The sequence below is a fragment of the Xenococcus sp. PCC 7305 genome, assembly GCF_000332055.1.
Taxonomy (GTDB): Bacteria; Cyanobacteriota; Cyanobacteriia; order Cyanobacteriales; family Xenococcaceae; genus Xenococcus.
Genome location: NZ_ALVZ01000232.1, coordinates 49,515 through 71,378 on the forward strand (window position 1 = coordinate 49,515; position 21,864 = coordinate 71,378).

At 38.9% G+C, this 21,864-nt stretch carries 12 protein-coding genes; 4 read left to right on the top strand and 8 right to left on the bottom strand.

What is annotated here, in order from left to right; genetic code table 11:
• Position 1 precedes the first annotated feature (1 nt).
• A complete protein-coding gene (locus XEN7305_RS24945) occupies positions 2–427 on the bottom strand; it encodes a hypothetical protein (protein ID WP_006512328.1) in 426 nt (141 codons plus the stop codon).
• Between the two features lie 405 nt (positions 428–832).
• Here XEN7305_RS24945 and secA point away from each other — a divergent pair, with 405 nt between their 5' ends.
• Positions 833–3,658 (top strand): preprotein translocase subunit SecA, encoded by a 2,826-nt coding sequence (gene secA / locus XEN7305_RS24950; protein WP_006512329.1) that lies wholly within the window; start codon positions 833–835, stop codon positions 3,656–3,658.
• Positions 3,659–3,760: 102 nt separating this feature from the next.
• Here secA and XEN7305_RS24955 read toward each other — a convergent pair whose 3' ends face one another.
• The 5 genes from XEN7305_RS24955 to XEN7305_RS24975 form a co-directional block, all read right to left on the bottom strand.
• Positions 3,761–5,023, bottom strand: coding sequence for a calcium-binding protein (locus XEN7305_RS24955; RefSeq protein WP_006512330.1), 1,263 nt, complete (start codon positions 5,021–5,023; stop codon positions 3,761–3,763).
• 302 nt (positions 5,024–5,325) lie between these two features.
• Complete coding sequence (locus tag XEN7305_RS24960) at positions 5,326–8,058, bottom strand: CHAT domain-containing protein (RefSeq protein ID WP_006512331.1); 2,733 nt, start codon at positions 8,056–8,058, stop codon at positions 5,326–5,328.
• 202 nt (positions 8,059–8,260) lie between these two features.
• On the bottom strand, positions 8,261–10,165 hold the full coding sequence (locus XEN7305_RS27130; RefSeq protein WP_006512332.1) for a phytanoyl-CoA dioxygenase family protein: 1,905 nt from the start codon (positions 10,163–10,165) through the stop codon (positions 8,261–8,263).
• A gap of 94 nt (positions 10,166–10,259) precedes the next feature.
• Positions 10,260–11,006, bottom strand: a complete 747-nt coding sequence (locus XEN7305_RS24970) for a hypothetical protein (protein WP_006512333.1) — start codon at positions 11,004–11,006, stop codon at positions 10,260–10,262.
• 38 nt (positions 11,007–11,044) lie between these two features.
• The gene (locus XEN7305_RS24975) at positions 11,045–13,474 is read right to left on the bottom strand and encodes an SdrD B-like domain-containing protein (RefSeq protein ID WP_006512334.1); all 2,430 of its coding nucleotides are present in this window, start codon (positions 13,472–13,474) and stop codon (positions 11,045–11,047) included.
• Positions 13,475–13,988: 514 nt separating this feature from the next.
• Here XEN7305_RS24975 and XEN7305_RS24980 point away from each other — a divergent pair.
• The 3 genes from XEN7305_RS24980 (at position 13,989) to XEN7305_RS24990 (ending at position 19,308) form a co-directional block, all read left to right on the top strand.
• Positions 13,989–15,860, top strand: coding sequence for a DUF1822 family protein (locus XEN7305_RS24980; RefSeq protein WP_006512335.1), 1,872 nt, complete (start codon positions 13,989–13,991; stop codon positions 15,858–15,860).
• Positions 15,861–15,880: 20 nt separating this feature from the next.
• Positions 15,881–18,292, top strand: coding sequence for a CHASE2 domain-containing protein (locus XEN7305_RS24985; protein ID WP_006512336.1), 2,412 nt, complete (start codon positions 15,881–15,883; stop codon positions 18,290–18,292).
• Positions 18,293–18,528: 236 nt separating this feature from the next.
• Complete coding sequence (locus tag XEN7305_RS24990; RefSeq protein WP_006512337.1) at positions 18,529–19,308, top strand: DUF928 domain-containing protein; 780 nt, start codon at positions 18,529–18,531, stop codon at positions 19,306–19,308.
• A 102-nt stretch (positions 19,309–19,410) separates the two neighbouring features.
• On the opposite strand, the gene XEN7305_RS24995 is transcribed toward XEN7305_RS24990, so the two are convergent.
• On the bottom strand, positions 19,411–20,325 hold the full coding sequence (locus tag XEN7305_RS24995; protein WP_006512338.1) for a collagen-binding domain-containing protein: 915 nt from the start codon (positions 20,323–20,325) through the stop codon (positions 19,411–19,413).
• A gap of 384 nt (positions 20,326–20,709) precedes the next feature.
• Positions 20,710–21,741 (bottom strand): hypothetical protein, encoded by a 1,032-nt coding sequence (locus XEN7305_RS25000; protein WP_144053365.1) that lies wholly within the window; start codon positions 21,739–21,741, stop codon positions 20,710–20,712.
• Positions 21,742–21,864: the final 123 nt, after the last annotated feature.

The window sequence follows — 21,864 nt, forward strand, 5'->3', positions numbered from 1 at the left end:
GTTAAGTTTGACCTTTAATTTGTTTTATTAACTTGGTTTTTTTAGCTTGACTAGATTGAGAATTCTTTTTGAGAGTAGCGAGATCTTGTAGAATTCTTTTTTGTTGCTGCTCAATCGCGTTTAATTTTTGTAAGATTTGCTCCGATGTTTCAAGATTGGTTGATAGCTCATAATTAATGGTTGGTGCAATAGTTTCTTTGGTCTTTTCCCTAGGGGCAAAAATAGATTGGAATAAGTTGATTGGCAACCTCAAAATCCATAACCATAGGCGATCTATCAAAGTTGCGATCGCAACTAATAACCTGGCAAACAAAACTAAAGTAATTACAAATCCTACGACACTAATCAACGGATGTTGTAATAGCAATAAGATAGAGATATGTTCTGTCAACCAGGAATCTATAGGATATGGAATCGCTAATGCCATCAGTGATATTTCTTTGAGCTTGAATAATTCCAGTCTAATTGCCTCACTATCCTAATTGAAAATTTGGGTTTTTCGACTTCCTACTTCCTAGTTGGCTTCTTCTTGATAGGCAAAATGGTAAAATTATTAACAATTGTTGAGTATTATTAATCAGCTCCTGGTTTTGTGCGTGTGCTTGTGTGTTTAAGCAAATTGCCGAGGCGCGCTAAGATTGGGCACAACTCCGATAAAAAATCAGTTCTTATAGATCAACAATCAACAATAAGTTAAAAAAAATTGTCTATTTTAATGACAGTTTTAATGTAGTCGCAAGAGGTTAGGCTCAAAATCAAAAGATTTGCCTCAACCCTCAATCCCCAACCCTAAATACTAAAAAGTAAACCCCAACTATCAAATACAGTTACTATGTTTAAAAAACTGCTGGGTGATCCCAACGCCAGAAAACTCAAAAAATTTCAACCTCTAGTCACAGAAGTTAATCTTCTAGAGGAAGATATTCAAAAATTATCAGATGATGAGCTTAGGGCAAAAACTACTGAGTTTAGGGAGCTACTAAAAAAAGCTAAAAATGAAGAAGAATTGGACGATATATTAGAAGACATTCTTCCTGAAGCTTTTGCTGTAGTGAGAGAAGCTGGGATTAGGGTTTTGGGAATGCGTCATTATGATGTCCAGATTCTTGGGGGTATCGTACTCCACAAAGGGCAAATAGCGGAGATGAAAACAGGAGAAGGTAAAACCCTGGTTTGTACTTTACCCGCATATCTTAATGGCCTCACAGGCAAGGGGGTTCATGTCGTAACAGTCAACGATTATCTGGCCCGTAGAGACGCGGAATGGATGGGGCAAATTCACCGTTTTCTCGGTTTGACGGTAGGACTAATTCAAGCAGGGATGAATCCTGTTGAAAGAAGAAAAAATTATGATTGCGATATTACCTATACCACTAACAGTGAATTAGGTTTTGATTATCTAAGGGATAACATGGCGACTTCGATCGAAGAGGTTGTACAAAGGCCCTTCAGCTATTGTGTGATTGACGAAGTTGACTCAGTTTTGGTCGATGAAGCTCGCACCCCGTTAATTATTTCAGGACAAGTAGAGCGTCCTTCGGAAAAATATGTTCGCGCCGCAGAAATTGCCGCGATGCTAGAGAAGCAGGAAAATGAAGGCACAGAAGAAGAGGAAGGAGATGGGGATTATGAAGTAGATGAGAAAGCTCGCAATGTTCTCATGACTGACCAAGGTTTTGCTAGAGCGGAACAATTGCTAAAAGTTAAAGATCTCTATGACCCAGAAGATCCTTGGGCCCATTATATTTCTAATGCTCTTAAAGCGAAGGAGCTCTTTACTAAGGACGTTAATTACCTAGTTCGTAACGGTGAAATTGTCATTGTTGATGAGTTTACCGGACGGGTGATGGTTGGTCGGCGCTGGAGTGATGGTCTGCATCAGGCGATCGAAGCCAAAGAAGGCGTTCAAATCCAAAAAGAAACTCAAACTTTAGCTAGCATCACTTACCAAAACTTCTTCCTCTTGTATCCCAAACTGGCAGGAATGACTGGTACTGCGAAAACTGAAGAAACTGAATTTGAGAAAGTATATAATCTGCAAGTAACGATCATCCCCACTAATCTACCCTCAAGAAGAGATGATTTGGCTGATGTAGTCTACAAGAAAGAAATTGGCAAATGGCAAGCTGTGGCTGACGATTGTTCCCAAAATCATGAAATGGGTCGTCCTGTGTTGGTGGGAACAACTAGCGTCGAGAAGTCTGAATTGCTCGCTTCTTTGTTGGCTAAGAAAAAAATTCCCCATAATCTGCTCAATGCTCGTCCAGAAAATGTGGAAAGAGAATCGGAAATCGTAGCGCAAGCTGGACGCCAAGGCTCGGTCACTATTGCGACAAATATGGCAGGTCGTGGAACCGATATTATCTTGGGTGGCAACTCTGATTACATGGCGCGCTTAAAAATACGCGAATATCTTATGCCCAAAATTGTCATTCCTGAAGATGATGAGCTCATGGCCAATGTTCCCCAACTGACTAAAAAGAAAAAAGCACCTCAGGGTTTTGGTGAGGGAGCACCGAAGAAGAAAACCTGGCGCGCTTCTGCTGATATTTTTCCGACTGAACTTTCGGACAAAACTATCAAAATGCTAACCGACGCGGTTAAGTTTGCTGTCAAAGAATATGGTGAGCAAAGTTTGAGCGAATTGGATGCGGAAGAAAAAATTGCGATCGCAGCAGAGAATTCTCCCGCTGAAGATCCGGTAATTGAACAATTGCGGGAAGTTTATAAGGTAATTCGCGCTGAATATGATGAGTTTACTGACCGAGAACATGAGGAAGTAATCGCGAAGGGCGGTCTCCATGTGATTGGGACAGAACGTCATGAATCGCGCCGTGTGGATAATCAATTGCGTGGTCGAGCTGGCAGACAGGGTGACCCTGGTTCCACCAGATTTTTCCTCAGTTTAGATGATAATCTGCTGCGGATTTTTGGGGGCGATCGCGTTGGCAAGTTGATGGAAATGATGCGTGTCGAAGACGATATGCCTATCGAATCGAAAATGCTTACTAACTCTCTAGAAGGCGCTCAGAAAAAAGTAGAAACTTTTTATTATGACAGCCGCAAACAGGTATTTGAATATGACGAGGTGATGAACAATCAACGTCGTGCTATTTATGCCGAACGTCGTCGCGTACTTGAAGGATTGGATCTCAAGGAACAGGTGATTGAATATGCAGAAAAAACGATGGAAGAAATCGTTGATGCTTATGTCAATCCTGAACTGCCCCCTGAAGAGTGGCAGTTGGACAAAATGGTCGCGAAATCCCAGGAGTTTATCTATCTTCTAGCAGATGTTAAACCGGAGCATCTTGAGGATATGACGGTTAATGAAATGAAAACTTTCCTCAAAGAAGAAGTTCGCAAAGCCTATGACATCAAAGAAAATCAAGTTGACAGTAATCAGCCTGGTTTGATGCGCCAAGCAGAACGGTTCTTCATCTTGCAACAAATTGACACTCTCTGGCGAGAGCATTTGCAGGCCATGGATGCTTTAAAAGAATCCATTGGTTTGCGTGGTTATGGTCAGAAAGACCCTCTAATTGAATATAAACAAGAAGGCTATGAAATGTTTTTGGAAATGATGATTGATATCCGTCGTAATGTCGTTTATTCTCTCTTCCAATTTAAGCCTCAGCCTCAACCTCAAGCCGTGTGATGAGCTTTGCTAACTGAAGGTAGAGGGAGCATTTCAGCAATATAATATATTCCCGAAGGCTAGTCTGTAGAACTTACAACTAGTCTTCAGGCTTACTAGATATTAAACTAGTTCTATATAATCGGCAGCATTATATCCTTCTAATGAGTTAGAAAAAGTGGCCAATCCAGTGTCACCATAATATAAAGTCTGATCATTGAGGTCATAACTAATTTGCTCAAGGGAAAAAGAGGAAATCCCCAATTCAAAAGTTGAGATTTGGATTTTGTCCCCTTCAGAGAAATTAAAATCAGCAATAGTGTTGATCCCATTAGCCCCAACAACAAAGGTATCAGCGCCAGTCCCACCAATCAAAGTATCATTGCCATCTCCCCCATCCAGGAAATCATTGCCAGAACCGCCAGTTAAGCTATCATTACCATCTCCACCCAAGGCTGTCACCTGAACATTAGTCTGGCTTGCATCAAGAATGTCATTCCCAAGATCTCCAGTAAATACAACCTCTGCAACATCAGTACCAGTCAAATCCTTAATAGTAAGGGTGTCATCACCACCACCACCATTAATTTCAAAACGTTCAACATTATCGACATCTAAGACAAAATTGCCTAAGTTGAGACGTTCAAACTCAGTGCGTTCGCCATTAGCTCTGAGCTCAAAATCATCACCATTATCGACGGCGCCATTAACTTCAGTGACATCATAACCAGCATCACCTTCCATGATATCGCTACCGTCACCATTATTCCAAATTAGACGATCATTTCCTTCGCCACCAATTTTGATGTCGTCACCGCGATTACCAATAATAGTGTCGTCTCCTATTCCCCCATCAAGATTATCAATAATTGCAGGAACACTACTTCCCGAGAGAAAATCATTTCCCGCTTCACCATTAGCAATAATTTCTACATTGCTAAGGCTAGCATCAAGAAAGTCATTGCCTTCACCACCATTAAAAAATACTTTTTGAACATCAGTACCAGTTAAATCCTTAACAGTCAGGGTATCATCTCCACCACCACCATTAATTTCAAACTGTTCAACGTTATCGACATCTAAGACGAAATTACCTAAATTGAGACGTTCAAACTCAGCGCGATCGCCATTAGCTCTTAACTCAAAATTGTCACCATTATCTACTGCGCCATTAACTTGAGTCGTATCATAACCAGCATCACCTTCCATGATGTCGCTGCCATCACCATTGTTCCAAATTAGAAGATCATTGCCTTCCCCACCAATTTTTAGATCGTTGCCACGGTTCCCAACAATAGTGTCGTTCCCTACACCACCAAGCAGAGTATCATCATTATCAGTTCCTAAAATTGACTGATCCAAGGTTTCGTCAGTTGCCGTATACATAATAAATTTATTTTGCGTATAGTAAAATTTAGTGCATTACTGTATATGAACAATTAGCCAAAAAAATGCATTCGGTAGCTTAAAGCTAAACCACGTCTAGTTTGAAACCTGTAGCCTTTGTCATTGTTTCGGGAACAGGGAATAGGGAATGGGGAATGGGGAACAGTGTTTGAGGCCTCTATAACTTTATTTCAAAACTTCAGTCCTCAATATGGACGCCGTTTAAAAACTAGACGATAATTTAACTTAAATAATCTATACTAAGCGTAGTCTTACCTTAGTTTATAGAGAGCAAGAAGCATTCATAGCCAATTGCCAACTAAGAGATAAGTAGCCCAGTAGTGCGGAGCCAAATATCCTTCTTCTCTAATTAAAGATAATTGGGCTTCCCTTAATGCTTGAGCTTTAGTCTTTCCTGGTAAAGATAACTGTTGATAAAATTTTGTCATCAGAAGAGTCGTGGCGCGATCATCTGCTTTCCAGAGAGTTGATAAGGTGCTATGGGCTCCAGTTTTAACCGTCAATCCTGCTAGGCCCAATACTGCTCGATTATCTCCTTGCGCTGTTTCACAAGCACTTAAGACTAATAATTCCAAGGGTTCAATCCTGCTTTGAATTGCTGTTTGAACTAGGGTTTGTAGTTCTCCTGCTTTGATACTATCTTGGTAGGCAACGAGAAAAGTTTCCTTGGGGTCGGAACTAAAAACTCCATGGGTTTTCCAATGGATAGCGGAAAAGTTTCCGGTTTGTAATTCTTTTTCAATATTGCTTTTGGTAAATTGCTCGTTGAGTAGGGGCTCGCTTGCGATCGCAACTTCAGCAATTTGCGATAGTTCCTGTTTTACCTGTTCGATAATGGGAAACCCAATTCCCTCTATCTGTTGAGAAATATCGACCCCCCCAGTTAAAACTTTTAAAGGCGCGGTCTGGAATTTGGGGGCAAATAATTTTAGTCGAGGAGCAATGGCGATCGCATAATCCTGTTCTAGGAAATATTTTTCGCCATCATAAAGAATGCTTAGGGGAATATTTCTCAGTTCTCGATCTGGGACAAACACTAATGTTTCGAGCTGAGAGTTGGCAGCAAGCAGCGATTCTAAGGGTGCGATTAACCATTGATAGACCTTTTGGGCTTCGGCCAAAACTTCTGGGGTTTTCGCTGGTGAGATTAGATTATGTCTTAAAGACTGTAATGTATTTTCCAGCTCTGATTGGGAAAGCGCAACTTCGCGATATTGAAGCTCTTGTCCAGGGATTTCGATAATGGTGACGAAGCGATCGCGAAGAATAATCGGATAAATGCGCGCGGCGGTAGGATCAATCTGGGTTTGGTTGAGCTCGATTAATTCCGATAAATTACAACCTAAAAAATTTTCTAATTCTGCCAGTTGTAAAGCATCGATCGCTTTAATGGCTTGGTGGAGATTAACTTGGCTTGGTCGTTGCTCGCCTTCTGTTTGCAGTAACAAATCGGCAAATTCGCGATAAACGGGTTCAACGCGATCGCGAAAGGCAAATTGCACATTAGAATCAATCGAGAGAATATCTTGACGCACAACTTCTAGAGCATCAACTGCTCTTTGATAGGCGGCGATCGCTTGTGGAGACTCTCCTCTTTGCTTAAGGATGCGGCCTAGTTGCCATTCCAAACCATAGGCAATATCCGTCGCTTGTTTACCTTCGAGTAACCATAAAGCTTGTTGCGTCAGCTTTTGCGCAGTTTTCATTTGCTGTGCTGATTCGTGCCAGGCGGCTAATTGCCCAACCGCTTGGGCTTCGGCAAGCTGATCTCCGAGAAGACGAGAATTCGCGATCGCGGTGTTTAAAACGCCAATAATTTGGGAATCTGCAATAGTTAGCTCATCATTGGGTGATTCTCTTCTCCCCAGAGACTCCAAGGCGACAGGATCTACCTGGGACTCTAAATCCCTCAGACTTTGAGCATAATTTATTTGGGCGTAGATATTGCGACGACTCGGCGCCAGGCTTACTATTGGCTCATTTAGTTGAGACTGTAATTTGAGGCTTTCAATATTATTCCCCACCTCAATGGCTAAATTAAATTGATTTAACTGTGCCGACAATTTTTGCGCCTCAGAATCAGCAAATTCCTCCGCTTTGCGATAATATTCCCTTGCTTGTCGCCAATATAGTTCGGCTGCGGTTTGCTTGCCGATCGCCAGAAGACGCGATCGCTGCTCTCGTGCTGTATTTCCCAACTCCAACCAAATGGTACTCCGAGAATCCCCAGATTGAGAGCTCTCCAGACTTTGCTGCAAAACCTGTGCCGATTGCTCCAACTGACCAATATTCCTGAGTCCATTGCCCAAATATCTTAAGCTCGTAGCTTTTAGAGTCGAATCGGGTTGGGATGCCAAATTTTGCACAACTTCTTGCAAAAGTTTCACAGCTTGAATATTTAAACCCAGAGATTGTAAGGCTTTAGCTTGATTGATTTGCGAAATCACCATTCCTGGTTGATAATTGGCTTCCTCATAATGCTTTGTTGCTGATTGCCAATTGCTTAAGGCTGATTCTGTTTGACCGTTGCCCCATTGCCAATTGCCCAAAGTATTGAGGGTTTTGCCTAGAATTTCTTGATAGGCTGAGCCCTGCTGAGAGCCTGTCTGATCTTCTAACAGTTCCAGAGCTTGCTCCACCGTAACTTTAGCTTCCTGCGATCGCCCTTGTTGCAGATAAACCAACGCAAGATTATTTAACGCTAATGCTTGACCCAAAATATCTGACTGTCGAGTAAAGAGAGTTACAGATTCTGACCAAGCTTTTTCTGCTGCGGCAAAATTACTTGTTTCGTAAGCTTCAATTCCTGTTTGTAATAATTCTAGTGCAGTTGTAGACTTAATTAGAGCTATCTTTTGCGAAGATGATAACCCACTAAGAGTCGTCACAGAATTAAAATCCTGAGCCAATACTGGACCTGAACTTAAACTGGCAAAAGTAGTGAGCATCGAAACATAAAAAACTTTTTGCCATCGCTGTGATTGATCACTAAAGGGATTGGTGCAATTAATCATAAATATTCGATAAATATCTAAATCTGCCTAATCGAGATCGCAAAATCACCTCGGTTATAACATCTCCAACCTTAATTTAGTGGTGTTTCAATATAGATAAATCATGAGGAATAGAGACTTAGGGAAATAGGGAATTGGGGAAATAGGGAATTGGGGACATGGGGAAATCTGAATAATTTAGCTCTTCTTCAACAGCCATTGATCAACGATTGAGCAGCAACTTTGCCTGTTCCCCAGCTTCGGCCAAAGCTTTGTCCAATATAGAACGAAAATATGGATGATCTTGAGCGCGATTAACTCGCCACAATGCCAGTGTTACATGCTGGGCTGCAATAAAAATATCCATATATTGTAGTTGCTCTTCTGGGAATTTTCTTACTTCGCCATAGCCCTCTAAGAGCCATTGCAAATAGGTTGGTACTTCAGGACTTTGGGAATAGTAACTGAGAAACATCGCAATATCATAGCCCCAATAACCAAATCCACAGTCGGCAAAGTCTATCGGTCGGATTTCATCCTTGTAAATTAGAAGATTGCCAGGACATAAATCTGCATGAATCATCCCGAATTGCTCTTTGTCTTGACCTAATATGTCGCTGACCTCTTTAAATTTTGCTCCGACTTCGGCAAAAAGACTTCGATAGGGTTCTGGAGTGAGTTCCCAAATTTTTTGTCCGTCGTTACTATAACCAGCTCCAGAGCCGAACAAGCCATCCCAGTCCCAGAATGGACGTTTAAAGTTATCTGGTATTGCCCAATTTGCCGCTTGATTATGTAATTTGCCAATGAGAATTCCTACTGCCTTGATATTCATCGGTTTATCTTTATAGCCGTAAACCCAGCGAGTTAGGGAGCAAATTCTCGGTTCTGGGACTCCTGGCGCTTCAACTACGTTCAAGAGTTTGCCATCTAGAGTTGGCACTGCTTCGGGGACAGCTAAATTAGCTTCCTGATACAGCGATCGCAACCAGAGCAACTCCGATTCTACAGATTCAGGAGAGAGATAATTCCCTCGATAAATTCTTAAGAGAAAACAATTGGTGAGGTGGGGACTGTTGGATTCTGTTTTTTGAGATGCATTGGGAATCTCGATTTTAAATGTTGTACATTCGCGATGGGCAATCAATTTAATCTCGGCATCCTTGAGGCCATAAGCAACTAAAGCTTTTTTCGCTAAATTAAATAATCTTAGTTCCTGATTATAAGCATCTAATTCCTCAAATTTGCCCTTAGATAAGTCTAGTTTTTCCTGCTTTTGGGAAAATTTTTCTAATCCAGCAAATAAAAATTTATAATGGTCGGGAATTCTTTGATATTCGAATGGTGAGATCAAAAGTCTTTCTTGCTTCTCAAAGTTAATCGATTCTCTAAACCAAGAACGATAATAAATTACATAGAGAATCGGACGCACGATATTAGAAACATTAGGCGTTCCCCCATGTAAAAGTTCATAATCCATTAGATAGCAAGAACCTGCCTTCATCAAAGGGACTGTAGATTCTTCCAATTTACGTTCTTTGTCCTGAGAACGAGGCGTCAAGTGACTCCCTTTCCACACTCTAGTCGAGCCCGTATCCTCGGTCAGATCAACCAAAGGAATAACTGCTGTGATGGCATAGCTAGGAAGTTTGCTGTCAAGTTCTTCAAGGTCGAATAGAGGCGTATGATCTCGATGCACATGTTGATGCTTTGAGCCAGGGAGCGAAATCACGACGCCCATTGTACCCAGGATGAATTTTTTATCCAGCAATCTTCGCATCATATTGAGCAATAATAGGTTGCCATAAACTGCAGGATCGTTAAATGCAGATTTGATGTCCAAAGTAATCATTCTTCTTTTATTGCCAACATCTAAGGAATCGGCATATTCGGCATCATCAAAATATTTTTGATAGGATTCGAGAAAAGAAGCATAGAGTTGGGAAACTAAATCTTTGGGGAAGAGATTATTTATTTGCAGTACCCCATCTTTACGAAAAAGATTTTGCGCTATTTTTATTAGCTCAGGGTTACGTAACTCGTTTTGCGGGAAATTCTGTTGCAAGTTGATTATGGGGACTTGATTGGAATTAGAATTTTCAATAATTTTTACTTCAAATTTTGACATATCTAAAAATATCCTATACTGTAATTATTTTTTATATAGCTATAATGTTAACCGAATAGAATCAAGTTCTTCGTCAGTATTTCCCGATGTTTTATCAAGCCGCCAAATTATTTGTTAGAGATTTTGAAAATTTCTTTCTAATAAATTCTTGGAATTTGTCAATATCTGGCTGCAAATTTTCCAGGATTTGTTGAATATGATATGCTCTAGAATCAAGATTAGTGGAGAAAATTCGATAATCAAAGTTACCAGTGAAAAAGAACGCTGACAGAATTTGTTCCTCTACTTGAATAAATCCTTGACTTACTTGCAAAATTAATTGTCCTGTTTTATAGGGATATGCTATTTTAAATCCAGCAGACAGCATTTTATGTCCATTAAATTTGTGCCAAGATTGAGAGAATAATTTGTTTTCCCAATATGATTTGTGATATGTAGTATTTTGATTAGTGGAATGATAAAAATTTGGGGTAATCGATATTCCTGAAATCATGATTTCGGGGAATTTTGTGATTAGATTTTTTGCTATTTTTCCCAAGTTTAATTGCCGGCAAGACTTGCTTGGTAATAAAAATTCTGCTAGGCTGATTTGATTTTCTTGCACTATCATACTAACTTGATTATCAAAGCAGATGATTATCTCTTGATCATCATGAATAGGTGTAGTTGCTAATTGCCAATCATGGGGAATAACTTCAGTTAAAAATAAAATATCAAAATTTAAGATGTTAGGATTGAAATTTTCAACAATAAAAGTAATACTAATTTCCTGTAACTGCAAATTCATTATGAATAATAAATGTAATATTTCTACTGGGAAAGAAAAATGAGGATAGATCATACCCTCATTTTCGGGAATCTTATCTCGTTAATTTTTGACTAGAAAATAGTTCCGGTTGAGCCATCTTCTCCTACATAGCCGATTAATTCCAGACCACCAATTTGATCACCGATGGTAATGGCATCAGAACAAGAAGTGTGATAGTCGATATCTGTTAAAGGCCCACTACCAACACTATTGGCATCGTCAAAGACTAAAATATTCGTGTTCGAGCCAAAGTCACCACTTAAAGTGATAATATCTCCAGTATTCACAGTCCCTTGGAAAAGACTACCACCACCTTTGCCGTCACCAGCAGAGATAAAAGCAGTATCGTCATTATCTGTCGTTCCACTAATCTCAAATTTTTTGTTTTGATTATTGTTAACTCCAATACTGGGATCGTAACGGAAGACAAGAGCTACTGGCTTACCTAGAACATCACAGACATCGCCAGGAATTGAAGGTGGAGTAACTCCAGTATAATTAGCGGGGTCCATATCCATAACTTCATCGGGACTGTCTACAGGATTGGCGGTAACAGTTCCTTTGTTCGTCTGTAGACCTTCTTCCGCAATTTCTGATGCAGTATAAGTCCAGGTTTCATTGAGATCCAACAAATTATTATTGTTACTATCGCCACCAACAAATTGAACGTTGCTAAGACGATCATCTGTTACTTCGACATTAGCTAAAGGTACATCGCCAGTATTATTCACTTCGTAGGTGAAGATAACATCGCCCCCTACTTTAGCATCAGGGCCTGGAGGATTATCGGCATCTAAATCATCAGAAAAGATGGGGTCACTTGGAGTGTTGGGGAAAAAGCCTCCACTGCCGCCTTTGCCACCTTTGCCGCCTTTACCTCCCTTGCCGCCCTTGCCGCCAATAGGAGGAAAAACTCCACCGGAACCTGGAAGTTCTACTCTGACAAATTTTTCAATGTCAATTCCTGGGTTAGCAGGATTACTAAAGAAACCAGCATCAATAGTGTCATTTCTTTCCCCAGCAGCTAAAGTGACAACTTCAGACATTAAGCCATTATTGGGATTGGCATCAGAGTCGATACTCGGATTATTTCCTACTCGGAAAGGACTTACCGAGTCGAATCCGTCAGGAATGTCGAACATCACCTTATATTGTCCAGGAGTTAGATCATCAAAGGAGTATAGTCCATTGCTATTGGTAGTAGTAGTCTCTAAAATAGTACCATTAGGGCTTTGTAGCTTAACTGTAGCTCCAGCGATCCCTGGTTCATTATTATCTTGAATCCCATCTCTATCTAAGTCATCAAAGACAAAGTCTCCTAGACTAGCAAGTTGAGGTTCAGGAGGCTGATCTTGTTTAAGCCCAGCATCAATAGTAAGATTTCTCTCTCCTGGACGTAGATTAAAAACATTACTTCTACCTGTTGCCGTATTAATATTACTATCGACGGTAGGAACTCTCTGACCGTTAATTCTGGCAAACTGCTCTGTAAAGGTAAAGTTATCAGGTTTAATAACTTCAATCTGATAACTACCAGACACTACATTATTGAAAAAATATTGACCGGTAACATCTGTTGTATCAGTTGCTATGATATTGCCATTTTGCAATAGATTAACTCTAATACCAACAAGACCTTGTTCATTATCGTCTTGAATACCGTCGCAATCAGCATCGTCCCAAACAAAATTTCCAATTACTCCCTTTTTCGGAGGTTCAGGAGGCTTATCTCTTTTTAATCCAGCATCAACAGTTAGGTTTCTTTCTCCTGGACGAAGACTGATCACATTACTAAGGCCAGTACCAGGATTAATATTGCTATCGAACCTAGGAACTCTTTGTCCATTAACGGTGGCAAACTGCTCAGTAAAATTAAAGTTGCCTGGTTTGAGTACTTCAACTCGATATTTACCAGTATCTAAATTATTGAATAAATACTTACCATTAGCGTCAGTTATATCTGTTGCTACAACATTGCCATATAGGTCTAACAAGTTAACTTTAATGTTAGCTAGACCGCCTTCGTTTTTGTCTTGTATGCCATCACAATCGATATCTTCCCAGACAAAATCTCCAATTGCTCCTTTCTTGGGTTGAGGTGGTTTTCTTTTGATTAGACCAGCATCAATGGTTCTATTAAATTCTCCTTCCCTGAGGAAAAAGATATTGCTCATTCCATTATTGGGATTAATATTACTGTCCAATTGTGCTGGATTGAGAATTCCTCCTGGACGAGCAAACTGTTGAGTAAAGTCAAAACCCAATGGTTTTTCTACGGAAATTTTATATTTGCCCGCATCGAGATTATCGAAGGAATATTCGCCATTAAAATCAGTTACCGTACTATCTAAAGTAGTACCATAACGATCTTGTAATTTCACAACGACGTTTTTTACTCCAGGCTCGTTCGGATCTTGAATGCCGTCGCGATCTAGATCTTCCCAGACAAAATCTCCAATGCGACCTTTTCTTTGTGGTGGTTTAGGATAGCTTTCAGACATAGTGTTCTTTTCCTGTTGAATAATTTAAGTTGTAATTCATCTCAGCAACAATAACTAAGATGAATTTCTCGTACGTAATTTTTCTTATGCTGACATACTACATAATTTTTATGCATAAGTAAACCCTTCAAATAATATATATTTAATGTAAAGAACTCGGAGCTTTGTTACAAAATAGAAATGATTGAGAGATTGAGTTATTTACTGATAGTCAAACAAGTTTTTAGGTAGTCAGAAAAGAGGCAAAATACATAACTTTTTTAGTCAAGAAATCAGGAAGTATTTGCATTATCAAGTTATGATTGTGGTTGCTGTAATTTAAAACACGGTCGTACTATGAAGCTTTCATGAGGAAAATTGCTTAATAGACGAAGAAATCTTGAAGTTCATATCTAGACAATTGAACAAAAAGATTTTTGTATGGTATGAATAAGTAAGTGTTTAAACTAATAAAACAAATATTGAAAACGAGTATCTTTAGATATATCTATAAATTGTTCAGAATCTTAAGTAAGTGAAATTAGAAACTGCTATAAAATACATCAATAATTTAATTAAGACGCAAGCGGATAGAAACTTGAGTTCTTCTGAAATTATTTTGCTCAAAGGTACTTGGAAAGGTTTGACTTATGAGCAAATGGCAGAGGAATCTGGGTATAGCGTCAATTATTTGATGCGTGATATTGCGCCTAAGTTTTGGAAATTACTTTCTAAAAGTTTAGGAAAAAAAGTGGGTAAAACTAATATCAGAATTGCTTTAGAAAGTTTAAGTGAAGAAGCAACTATAAGTTTAGAAGGTATTACTCAAAATTCTGTGAGGGCATCTGAACAACAAGCTTTAACTCAAAATACTAGGCAAAATTTGAGGGAAGCTCCCACTCTGCCTTCAGTTTTTTATAATCGATCCACTGAGCTGGCAGCTCTACAACATTGGATTATTGAGGATAAATGTCGCCTGGTTGGATTATGGGGTGCTAGTGGGGTTGGCAAAACTACCTTAGTTCAAAAGTTATTGCCATCAATTCAAGACAAGTTTGAATATGTTATTTGGCGCTCTTTTGCCAAAGCCCCTTCTCTAAAGGAGTTGGTCGATAGTCTGTATCGGTTATTTCCGGATAAGACTTGTGAGCAGGATTTGGTAGTTGCAATGACTTCTTTGCTGAAATCCTCTTCTTTCTTGTTGGTTATTGATGGTGTGGAGTCAATACTGGAGTCTGGAAATTTAGCGGGAAAATACCGTGATGGATATCAAGATTATGAAAAACTTTTTCAATATTTGGTGGAAAGTTCTCATCAAAGTACAGTTTTAATTACAGGCTTAGAAAAGCCTCGAGGAATTTTACAAGTTAAAGAGCATAATTCAGTAGTCCGCTCTTGGCAATTATTGGGATTATCGTCTGAGGATATTAGTCCTATTTTGAGCTCAGAAAATTTATCGGGAACTACAGAATGGCAAAATTTGATTCATCTTTATCAGGGTAATCCTCTTTATTTAAGAATTGTGGCGAAAACGATCGCAAAACTCTTTAATGGCAATGTTGCCGAATTTTTAGCTCAAAAGTCTTTGGTTTTTGGGGAGATAGCTCAATTGCTGGCTAATTCCTTTGCTCGCTTATCGGATTTGGAGCAGGAAATTCTTTATTGGTTGGCTAGCGAAGGTACCGCGATTTCTTTATCGCAAATTCAGGAAGAAATTCCTTTATCTATTTATCCAGGGCAATTGATAGAAGCTTTAGAGTCTTTGCAACAGCGATCGCTAATTGAGACAAGTTCGATTAATGAGCAGTCTTTGTTTCTGCTGCCTCCGATCATTCAAGAATATGTGACTAATAAATTTATTGCTCAGATTAGTGGTGAATTTTCAGCTCAAGCTAGACAAAAAAAGAGATTTTTGGCAAAGAAAGGAGCAACGAGTATTCTTTCTTTGGGTCATAAACCCACTCGTTTAAGTCAATGGTTAGAAAATCAAATTGAGACGTCTTGGCAACCTCTAGAAGCTTTATTAATTAATTCCCCAGAACTTTCTGTGCGATTGCGAAGTGCTTTCAATCTTCGAGGAGAAGCTACAGTCAAAAGATTTAAACAAGTCAGGCTGGGAGAGCAAAGTGATAGCCCGACTGTAATCTTGTTAGTTGCGATCGAAAAAGAGACAGAGCAAACTTTCAAAATTTGTGTGCAAACTCAGCCGATTAAACAGCAAAAAACTTTACCTCCTCAGATCAAAATGAGCTTGCTAAACACCCAAGATGAGACTCTGGCTGAGGTAATTGCTCAGAGTAAGGACAATTTTATTCAATTGCCTTATTTTAGTGGGGAGCTGACAGAGAGTTTTAAGATTGAGCTATCTCTTGAGGGTCAAAGTCACATAGAAGAATTTGTGATCTGAAATGAAGTCAGAAGTTAATAATGAAAAGGGTTGTTATCAATTTTGGGCAGGGTAATTTACAAGATGGCTGTCAAACAGTAACAGTTCAGATCCGAACGGTAGAGAATAATGTTCCTTGGCAATGTATTGGTTCTCTGCCTGCTGCCCCTGAGTTGGCTGCTTCCTATCAAAAATGGCACGATTGTTATCAAGCTTATAATCAAAATCAGGCAACTCGTATTAGTGTTTTACCTGCGGAGGGTTTTCGTTATTCAGAATCAGAGTTTGCCGAAATAGCTCAGAAGTTGCCTCGACAAATTAATCAATGGCTAGATTCGCTCTCCTTTCGACCAATTGAGCGCCAATTGCGGACAGAATTAGCTCGCAATGAAGTTATAGAAGTAATTATCGAAACTGAAGATTCTCAATTACAGCAACTGCCTTGGCATTTATGGCATTTTTTTGCTGATTATCCCCAGGCAGAAATAGCCTTAAGTCCTTTGAAATGGCGTCAGATAGCAGTTAAGGCCCCAAATCTTGGCAAAGTGAGAGTCCTCGCTATTTTGGGCAATAGTGTGGGCATTGATGTGACCAGCGATCGCGAAGCTTTAAAATTGTTGGCGAATACGGAATTAGAAATTCTTGAAGAGCCGACAATCAAAGAACTCAATGAGAAACTATGGGTTAAACCAGGATGGGATATTATCCTTTTTTCGGGACATAGTGCTAGTGAGTCCCAGGATGGTCGCATTTATCTGAATGACAAGCAAAGTTTGACCATTGCCCAGTTAAAAAATTCCTTAGAGACTGCGATCGCTAATGGGTTGCAGATTGCCATTTTTAATTCTTGTGATGGCGTAGGCTTGGCCATTAAGTTAGCCGATTTAAATTTTCCCGCAACCGTCGTGATGCGTGAACCAATACCTGATTTGGTAGCGCAGGCTTTTTTGCGCTATTTCCTAGAAGCCTTAAGTCGCGATCGCAGTTTTTTATTAGCAATCCGAGAAGCTAGACAAAGATTGCAAGCTTGGGAGTCAGATTTTCCCTGCGCCAGTTGGCTTCCCTTAACCTGGAAAAATCCTACAGCCCAGGCTCTAAGCTGGTCAGACTTACATCAACAACAACCGATTCAGCGCTCTGAGAGTCCTCCTTTGGTGCGAAAAAAATCTCCCGTTTGGGGAGTTAAGCTTGTTGTGTTTACCAGCTTGGTTACCAGTATTTTTGTGATGATATTGCGATCGCTATCCCTATTAGAACCGCTGGAACTTATGGCTTATGATCTTCTAATCCAACAGCGTCCCCCAGAAAATATCGATCCTCGTATTTTAGTGGTAGAAATTACGGAATCAGATACCAATCGCGATCGCTATCCCCTCCAAGATAGTACCTTAGTTAAAGCAATTGATCGTTTACAAGAACATCAACCAGCCGCGATCGGATTAGATTTACATCGCGCCTATGCCCGAAGTTCTGGCTATCAAGAGCTAATTAATCGTTTTCGCCAATATCCTAATCTTTTTTTAGTTTGTTCCTATGGCGCAACGGATCATAGCTACGCACCACCACAGGAACTTTCTCAGGAGAAATTAACTTATCAAATGGGATTTAGTGATTTATTAATTGATGGTAAAACTAGCAATCGAGAGAGCGATCGCATTGACTTGCAAATCAAAGCAAATTTACCCCATAAAAATCTGATGGTGCGCCGTCAACTGCTTTCCTATGACCCGAGTTTAGCGACTAGTCCCTCTAGTTGTATTACGCCCTATAGTTTTAGTTTCCAATTAGCTTTTCAATATTTACAGGCAAAACAAATAAAACCATTAACAGTTAATCAACAAGAACAATGGCAGTTTGCAGATGTAGTTTTTGCTGAGATGTCGCCTCGTTTTGGTGGCTATCAAAATGTAGAAAGATCTAGTAGTCAAATACCAATTAACTATCGCTCTGAGCAACCAGGACAGAGAATTACTTTAGCCGAATTATTATCAGGAAAAATCGAACCCCAGTTGATTCGCGATCGCATTATTTTATTCGGTTATACTGCACCAGTGGCCAAAGATTACTTTGAAACTCCCTATGGAACTATGCCAGGAATTTGGATTCATGGCCATATGACAAGTCAAATGATTAGTGCAGTTATCGATCAACGTCCTCTAATCTGGGTATTACCGCAATGGGGCAACATACAATGGGGCGATTGGCTTTGGGTTTGGAGTTGGTCTATAGTTGGCGGAATCGCCATAACTATTATTAGTTCCACTATTAGTCCCAGATTTCGTTATCTGATTTTAACTACTGGAGTGATAATTTTAGTTTTGCATCAAGCTTGTCTCTTACTCTTGATTAATGGTGGTTGGATGCCCTATGTTCCGACATTATTGTCGTTTCTGGTGACAGGAAGCATAATTGTTATTTGTCGTGATGTAAAATTTTTCCTGAGAAAAGCTTGATATTTTAGCCATTACAACGTCAGCATCCAACGAAAGGAATTCGTTATGTCCGAGAGAAACAATTTGTTTCCTAGGAATTCGACGAATTTTCTTTTTGATTAAATTTTCCAAGTTGAACAATGAAGTAATAGGCTTTTCCCTAAATCCCCAAATCCCCAAATCCCTAAATCCTTATTCAGAACTAGTAAATTTTGTACTTATCGAACTCACGTCATTGCAATAAAAATCTAGATTTTATGTTTTATCGGCAATTATTATTTCTTATCTTAAGTATCAATATTTTCTTCTTAGATAACGGTTATGCACGTAGTGAGGCGGAGCTCTTCGAGATAGCGCAATCTGAAACTGCAAAACCAGAAAACTCGACAATTCAAAACCAAAATCCTGTTCCCCCACGTCCTTCTCCACCAGAGAGAATTCCTCCCAATAAAGTCAAACCTGGTGGGGGATTAAGTGCTTTTCGACGCTCTTGTAATAATGATACAGAATCTTTAATTGCTCTAATTCCCATTGCTAGTCCTGTATTAACTATTAGCTCTAATCCGACTTTTTTATTTTACATTCCCGATATCCCCACCGATATTGATTTTGCTGAACTTTCAATCCTCACAGCCGATGAAAAAACCCGTGTTTATCTAAATCGTTTAACTTTGCCGAAATCTCCAGGAATTATGATTGTTGAACTACCGCAAGATTCCTCGCCTTTACTAGAAGAATCGGCACTATATCATTGGTATTTTCAACTTTATTGTACAAATACAACCGCTGCTCTAGAAGTTAATGGTTGGGTCAAAAGAGTTGAAGCGACGACCGCAAGAAAATTACAAGTTGAACAGGGTGAGCCGAGGATTTGGCATGATGCGATCGCAAAAGTAGCAGGAGAATTACTCATTACACCAGAAGATGAAATTCTTAAGCAACAATGGTTAAAACTTTTACAAGTTATTCAACGGGAGGAGTTAATAAATATGCCTTTATGGAAACTAGAACTTGAACAGTCAACTACTAAGTCTTAATAATAAAGAACATTGGTAGTTATCGCCAATGTTCAGAATTTCGCCTGAAAATAATTATAATATTTTGACTTTAGTATTGTATTTTCATAGTGAAGAAATATACTAATCAGCATAAATTATCGAAGGCGATGTTTTTATCGAAGGTGGTGTTTGTGAGCTTAAAGGTTCAAAGCCCATATATGTTAGATTAAAATCCGAATGAACATTAATATTTTTAGCTACAATAGCACCTTCAAATACGGCAGGATTATGATATAAAACATCACTTGATGGCGCTAAAATTGTGCCTCTGAAAATTGTGTCTGATTTATTAATGTTAATTGTTGATTGGTTGGGAAAGTTAAACAATACATGCTCAGGTGAAACTCCTGTTAACTCAATCTCACAACCACTACAGTCAAAATCTCCAGTAATGTTGAAAATAAAGTAGTCATCACTATCTCCAACTAATTCTAACGTGTCATAGTTGTAAGAAAGAGAAGTAAGAGAAATAACATTTAAATTTCCTTTACTATTCAAAATTAAATTATCGTCATCTCCTAATGCCCCTAGAACATGATTAGGAGCTAATCCAGCAATTTGAGCTGAGGAGGCGATAGCGTCTGAATTAGCTTGTTGTAGCTCATTATCAAAGGAACCATCGTCAATAATTCCATTGCTGGGAATAAAATTTTTGTCAGTGTAATTGAAATTACTACTACTGTGAATATAGGCAGTTCCCGACCAATCATTATTTTCTCCAATCTTCTGATTAGTCAAACTTTCAACATTTTCACCATATCCAATGTTTCCATTAACTTGAGTTGCCGAATTAATTATTACAGTACCGTCTTTTAAGCCAAAAATGGCATAGTTACTAGCTTCCCCAAGAGTAATGGAATCTGTCTGCGTCAAAGCTATTTTGGGAGTTAGCGCGGAGATAGCAGTGGCTAAAACTAAAGAAATGACAACATAAGATTTATCTTTAAGACTATTGGCTTGGTTTTTTTTAACACGAAATATTGAATTACGTTTCATAATAAACCTGAATGTGAGTATTGAATAATATATAGACTACAAATATTTCATTAATTACAATATGTCATATACGATTAGTAATTAAATAAAGGGAAAGTAAATCTTACTAGAAAAAAAAATAAGAAAAGATGAAATATAATTTTGCATGCATAATTTTTTTATGGCGGATGTTTTACGGTTAATAATTCAGGAAAAATTAGGTTACAACCTTGTTGATACAAAAATATGTACATCATTTATTAGTTCTAGTGAAGGATGAAGCATAAGAAAATATACTTGTTTTCTTCTTTCCATCTCCTCAGTCATTAGTCGCCAACAATTTATAGATGTACCTTAGCAGTATCAGATTTAATGCATATCTATTCTTATGTGCATTGATGGATTTTAGTCGGAAAAAGGTGTTGCTACTGTCGAGTCAATAGGTTCGCCATCTGGAGTAGGAACAAAGTCAATACCCTCAACATCTGTTAGACCCATGTCATCTGTGTCCCCATAACTTTGATTTTGACCATCTTGTAAGGTTAGTTGCGCAATCACCTCATTATCATCATCATTGCCAACTAAAATATTATTGCCAAAATCCCAACCTAAGGCTTCAAACTTTACAGTATCGCCACTACTTAAACCTAAACCATCTTCTTGAGATTGATCGATGACTGCAATAATTTCTCCTGTATTGCGATCAACTTCATAGGTTTTATCATCATCATTATCTGTTACGAAAAGTCTCCCATCAGGAGCATGTTCAAGATCTTCTGCTCTTCGAGACTGTTCTCCTAGTCCTTGAATTGTGCCGATGGCTTGGGGATCTCCGTTATTATCAAGGTCAACAACACTACCGTCAAATTTACTAATTCGATACAGTTTGTCATGTACTGACTGATTGCCATTGTTATAGTCTTTGAGTAAGGCTATTAAATCCCCTGTCAGAGGATCTATTGATATTCCTGACACATTATCTTTATAGCTATCGCAAGGAATTTGAATTGCACCCAATATGCTGACTGTATTGTTTCCAGTCCGAGCTTCTAAAGCATTTTGAATCTTGAATGACATCAGAGTGGCACAATATTCACCATTATCAGGAACACCTAGGATACGATCTAGCGCCATATACATAGTGCCATCTTCATCAAGAGTCATGGCTTCTATATCTTCGCCAATGGCTTCGATACTGCCATTATTATCCCATTTGAGTTCACCATAGTTTGTGAATCCAGTAAAAGTAAGATAGTCTTCAAAGGAAAATAGTTGTCCATCATCTTCGTCAATCCCCCACAATCTTGGTGTATTGGATTGTGCTTGTGCTTGGTAATCTTGATTAATCAAAGGTTGAATTGTACTAACTCCAGCAATTAATGTTGCGAAAAAGCTGGTCGCTGCAAATTTGAATAATTTGGCATATTTACCTGACATAATGTTTGTTCCCGTAATAAAAAAATTATGTTCCATGTAGAGAATAACTAATAATTCAGAGAAAATACATCGGTGTTATTGCCCTAAAGTCAGTGAATTTATGGTGAAAAAATATCTCGATAA

Excerpts from the sequence above, each read along its gene's own strand:
- XEN7305_RS24970 (WP_006512333.1), bottom strand. The coding sequence starts at position 11,006 with ATGATCTATCCTCATTTTTCTTTCCCAGTAGAAATATTACATTTATTA.
- XEN7305_RS24955 (WP_006512330.1), bottom strand. The coding sequence starts at position 5,023 with ATGTATACGGCAACTGACGAAACCTTGGATCAGTCAATTTTAGGAACT.
- XEN7305_RS24960 (WP_006512331.1), bottom strand. The coding sequence starts at position 8,058 with ATGATTAATTGCACCAATCCCTTTAGTGATCAATCACAGCGATGGCAA.
- XEN7305_RS24995 (WP_006512338.1), bottom strand. The coding sequence starts at position 20,325 with ATGAAACGTAATTCAATATTTCGTGTTAAAAAAAACCAAGCCAATAGT.
- XEN7305_RS24975 (WP_006512334.1), bottom strand. The coding sequence starts at position 13,474 with ATGTCTGAAAGCTATCCTAAACCACCACAAAGAAAAGGTCGCATTGGA.
- XEN7305_RS24990 (WP_006512337.1), top strand. The coding sequence starts at position 18,529 with ATGTTTTATCGGCAATTATTATTTCTTATCTTAAGTATCAATATTTTC.
- XEN7305_RS24945 (WP_006512328.1), bottom strand. The coding sequence starts at position 427 with ATGGCATTAGCGATTCCATATCCTATAGATTCCTGGTTGACAGAACAT.
- secA (WP_006512329.1), top strand. The coding sequence starts at position 833 with ATGTTTAAAAAACTGCTGGGTGATCCCAACGCCAGAAAACTCAAAAAA.
- XEN7305_RS25000 (WP_144053365.1), bottom strand. The coding sequence starts at position 21,741 with ATGTCAGGTAAATATGCCAAATTATTCAAATTTGCAGCGACCAGCTTT.
- XEN7305_RS24985 (WP_006512336.1), top strand. The coding sequence starts at position 15,881 with ATGAAAAGGGTTGTTATCAATTTTGGGCAGGGTAATTTACAAGATGGC.
- XEN7305_RS27130 (WP_006512332.1), bottom strand. The coding sequence starts at position 10,165 with ATGTCAAAATTTGAAGTAAAAATTATTGAAAATTCTAATTCCAATCAA.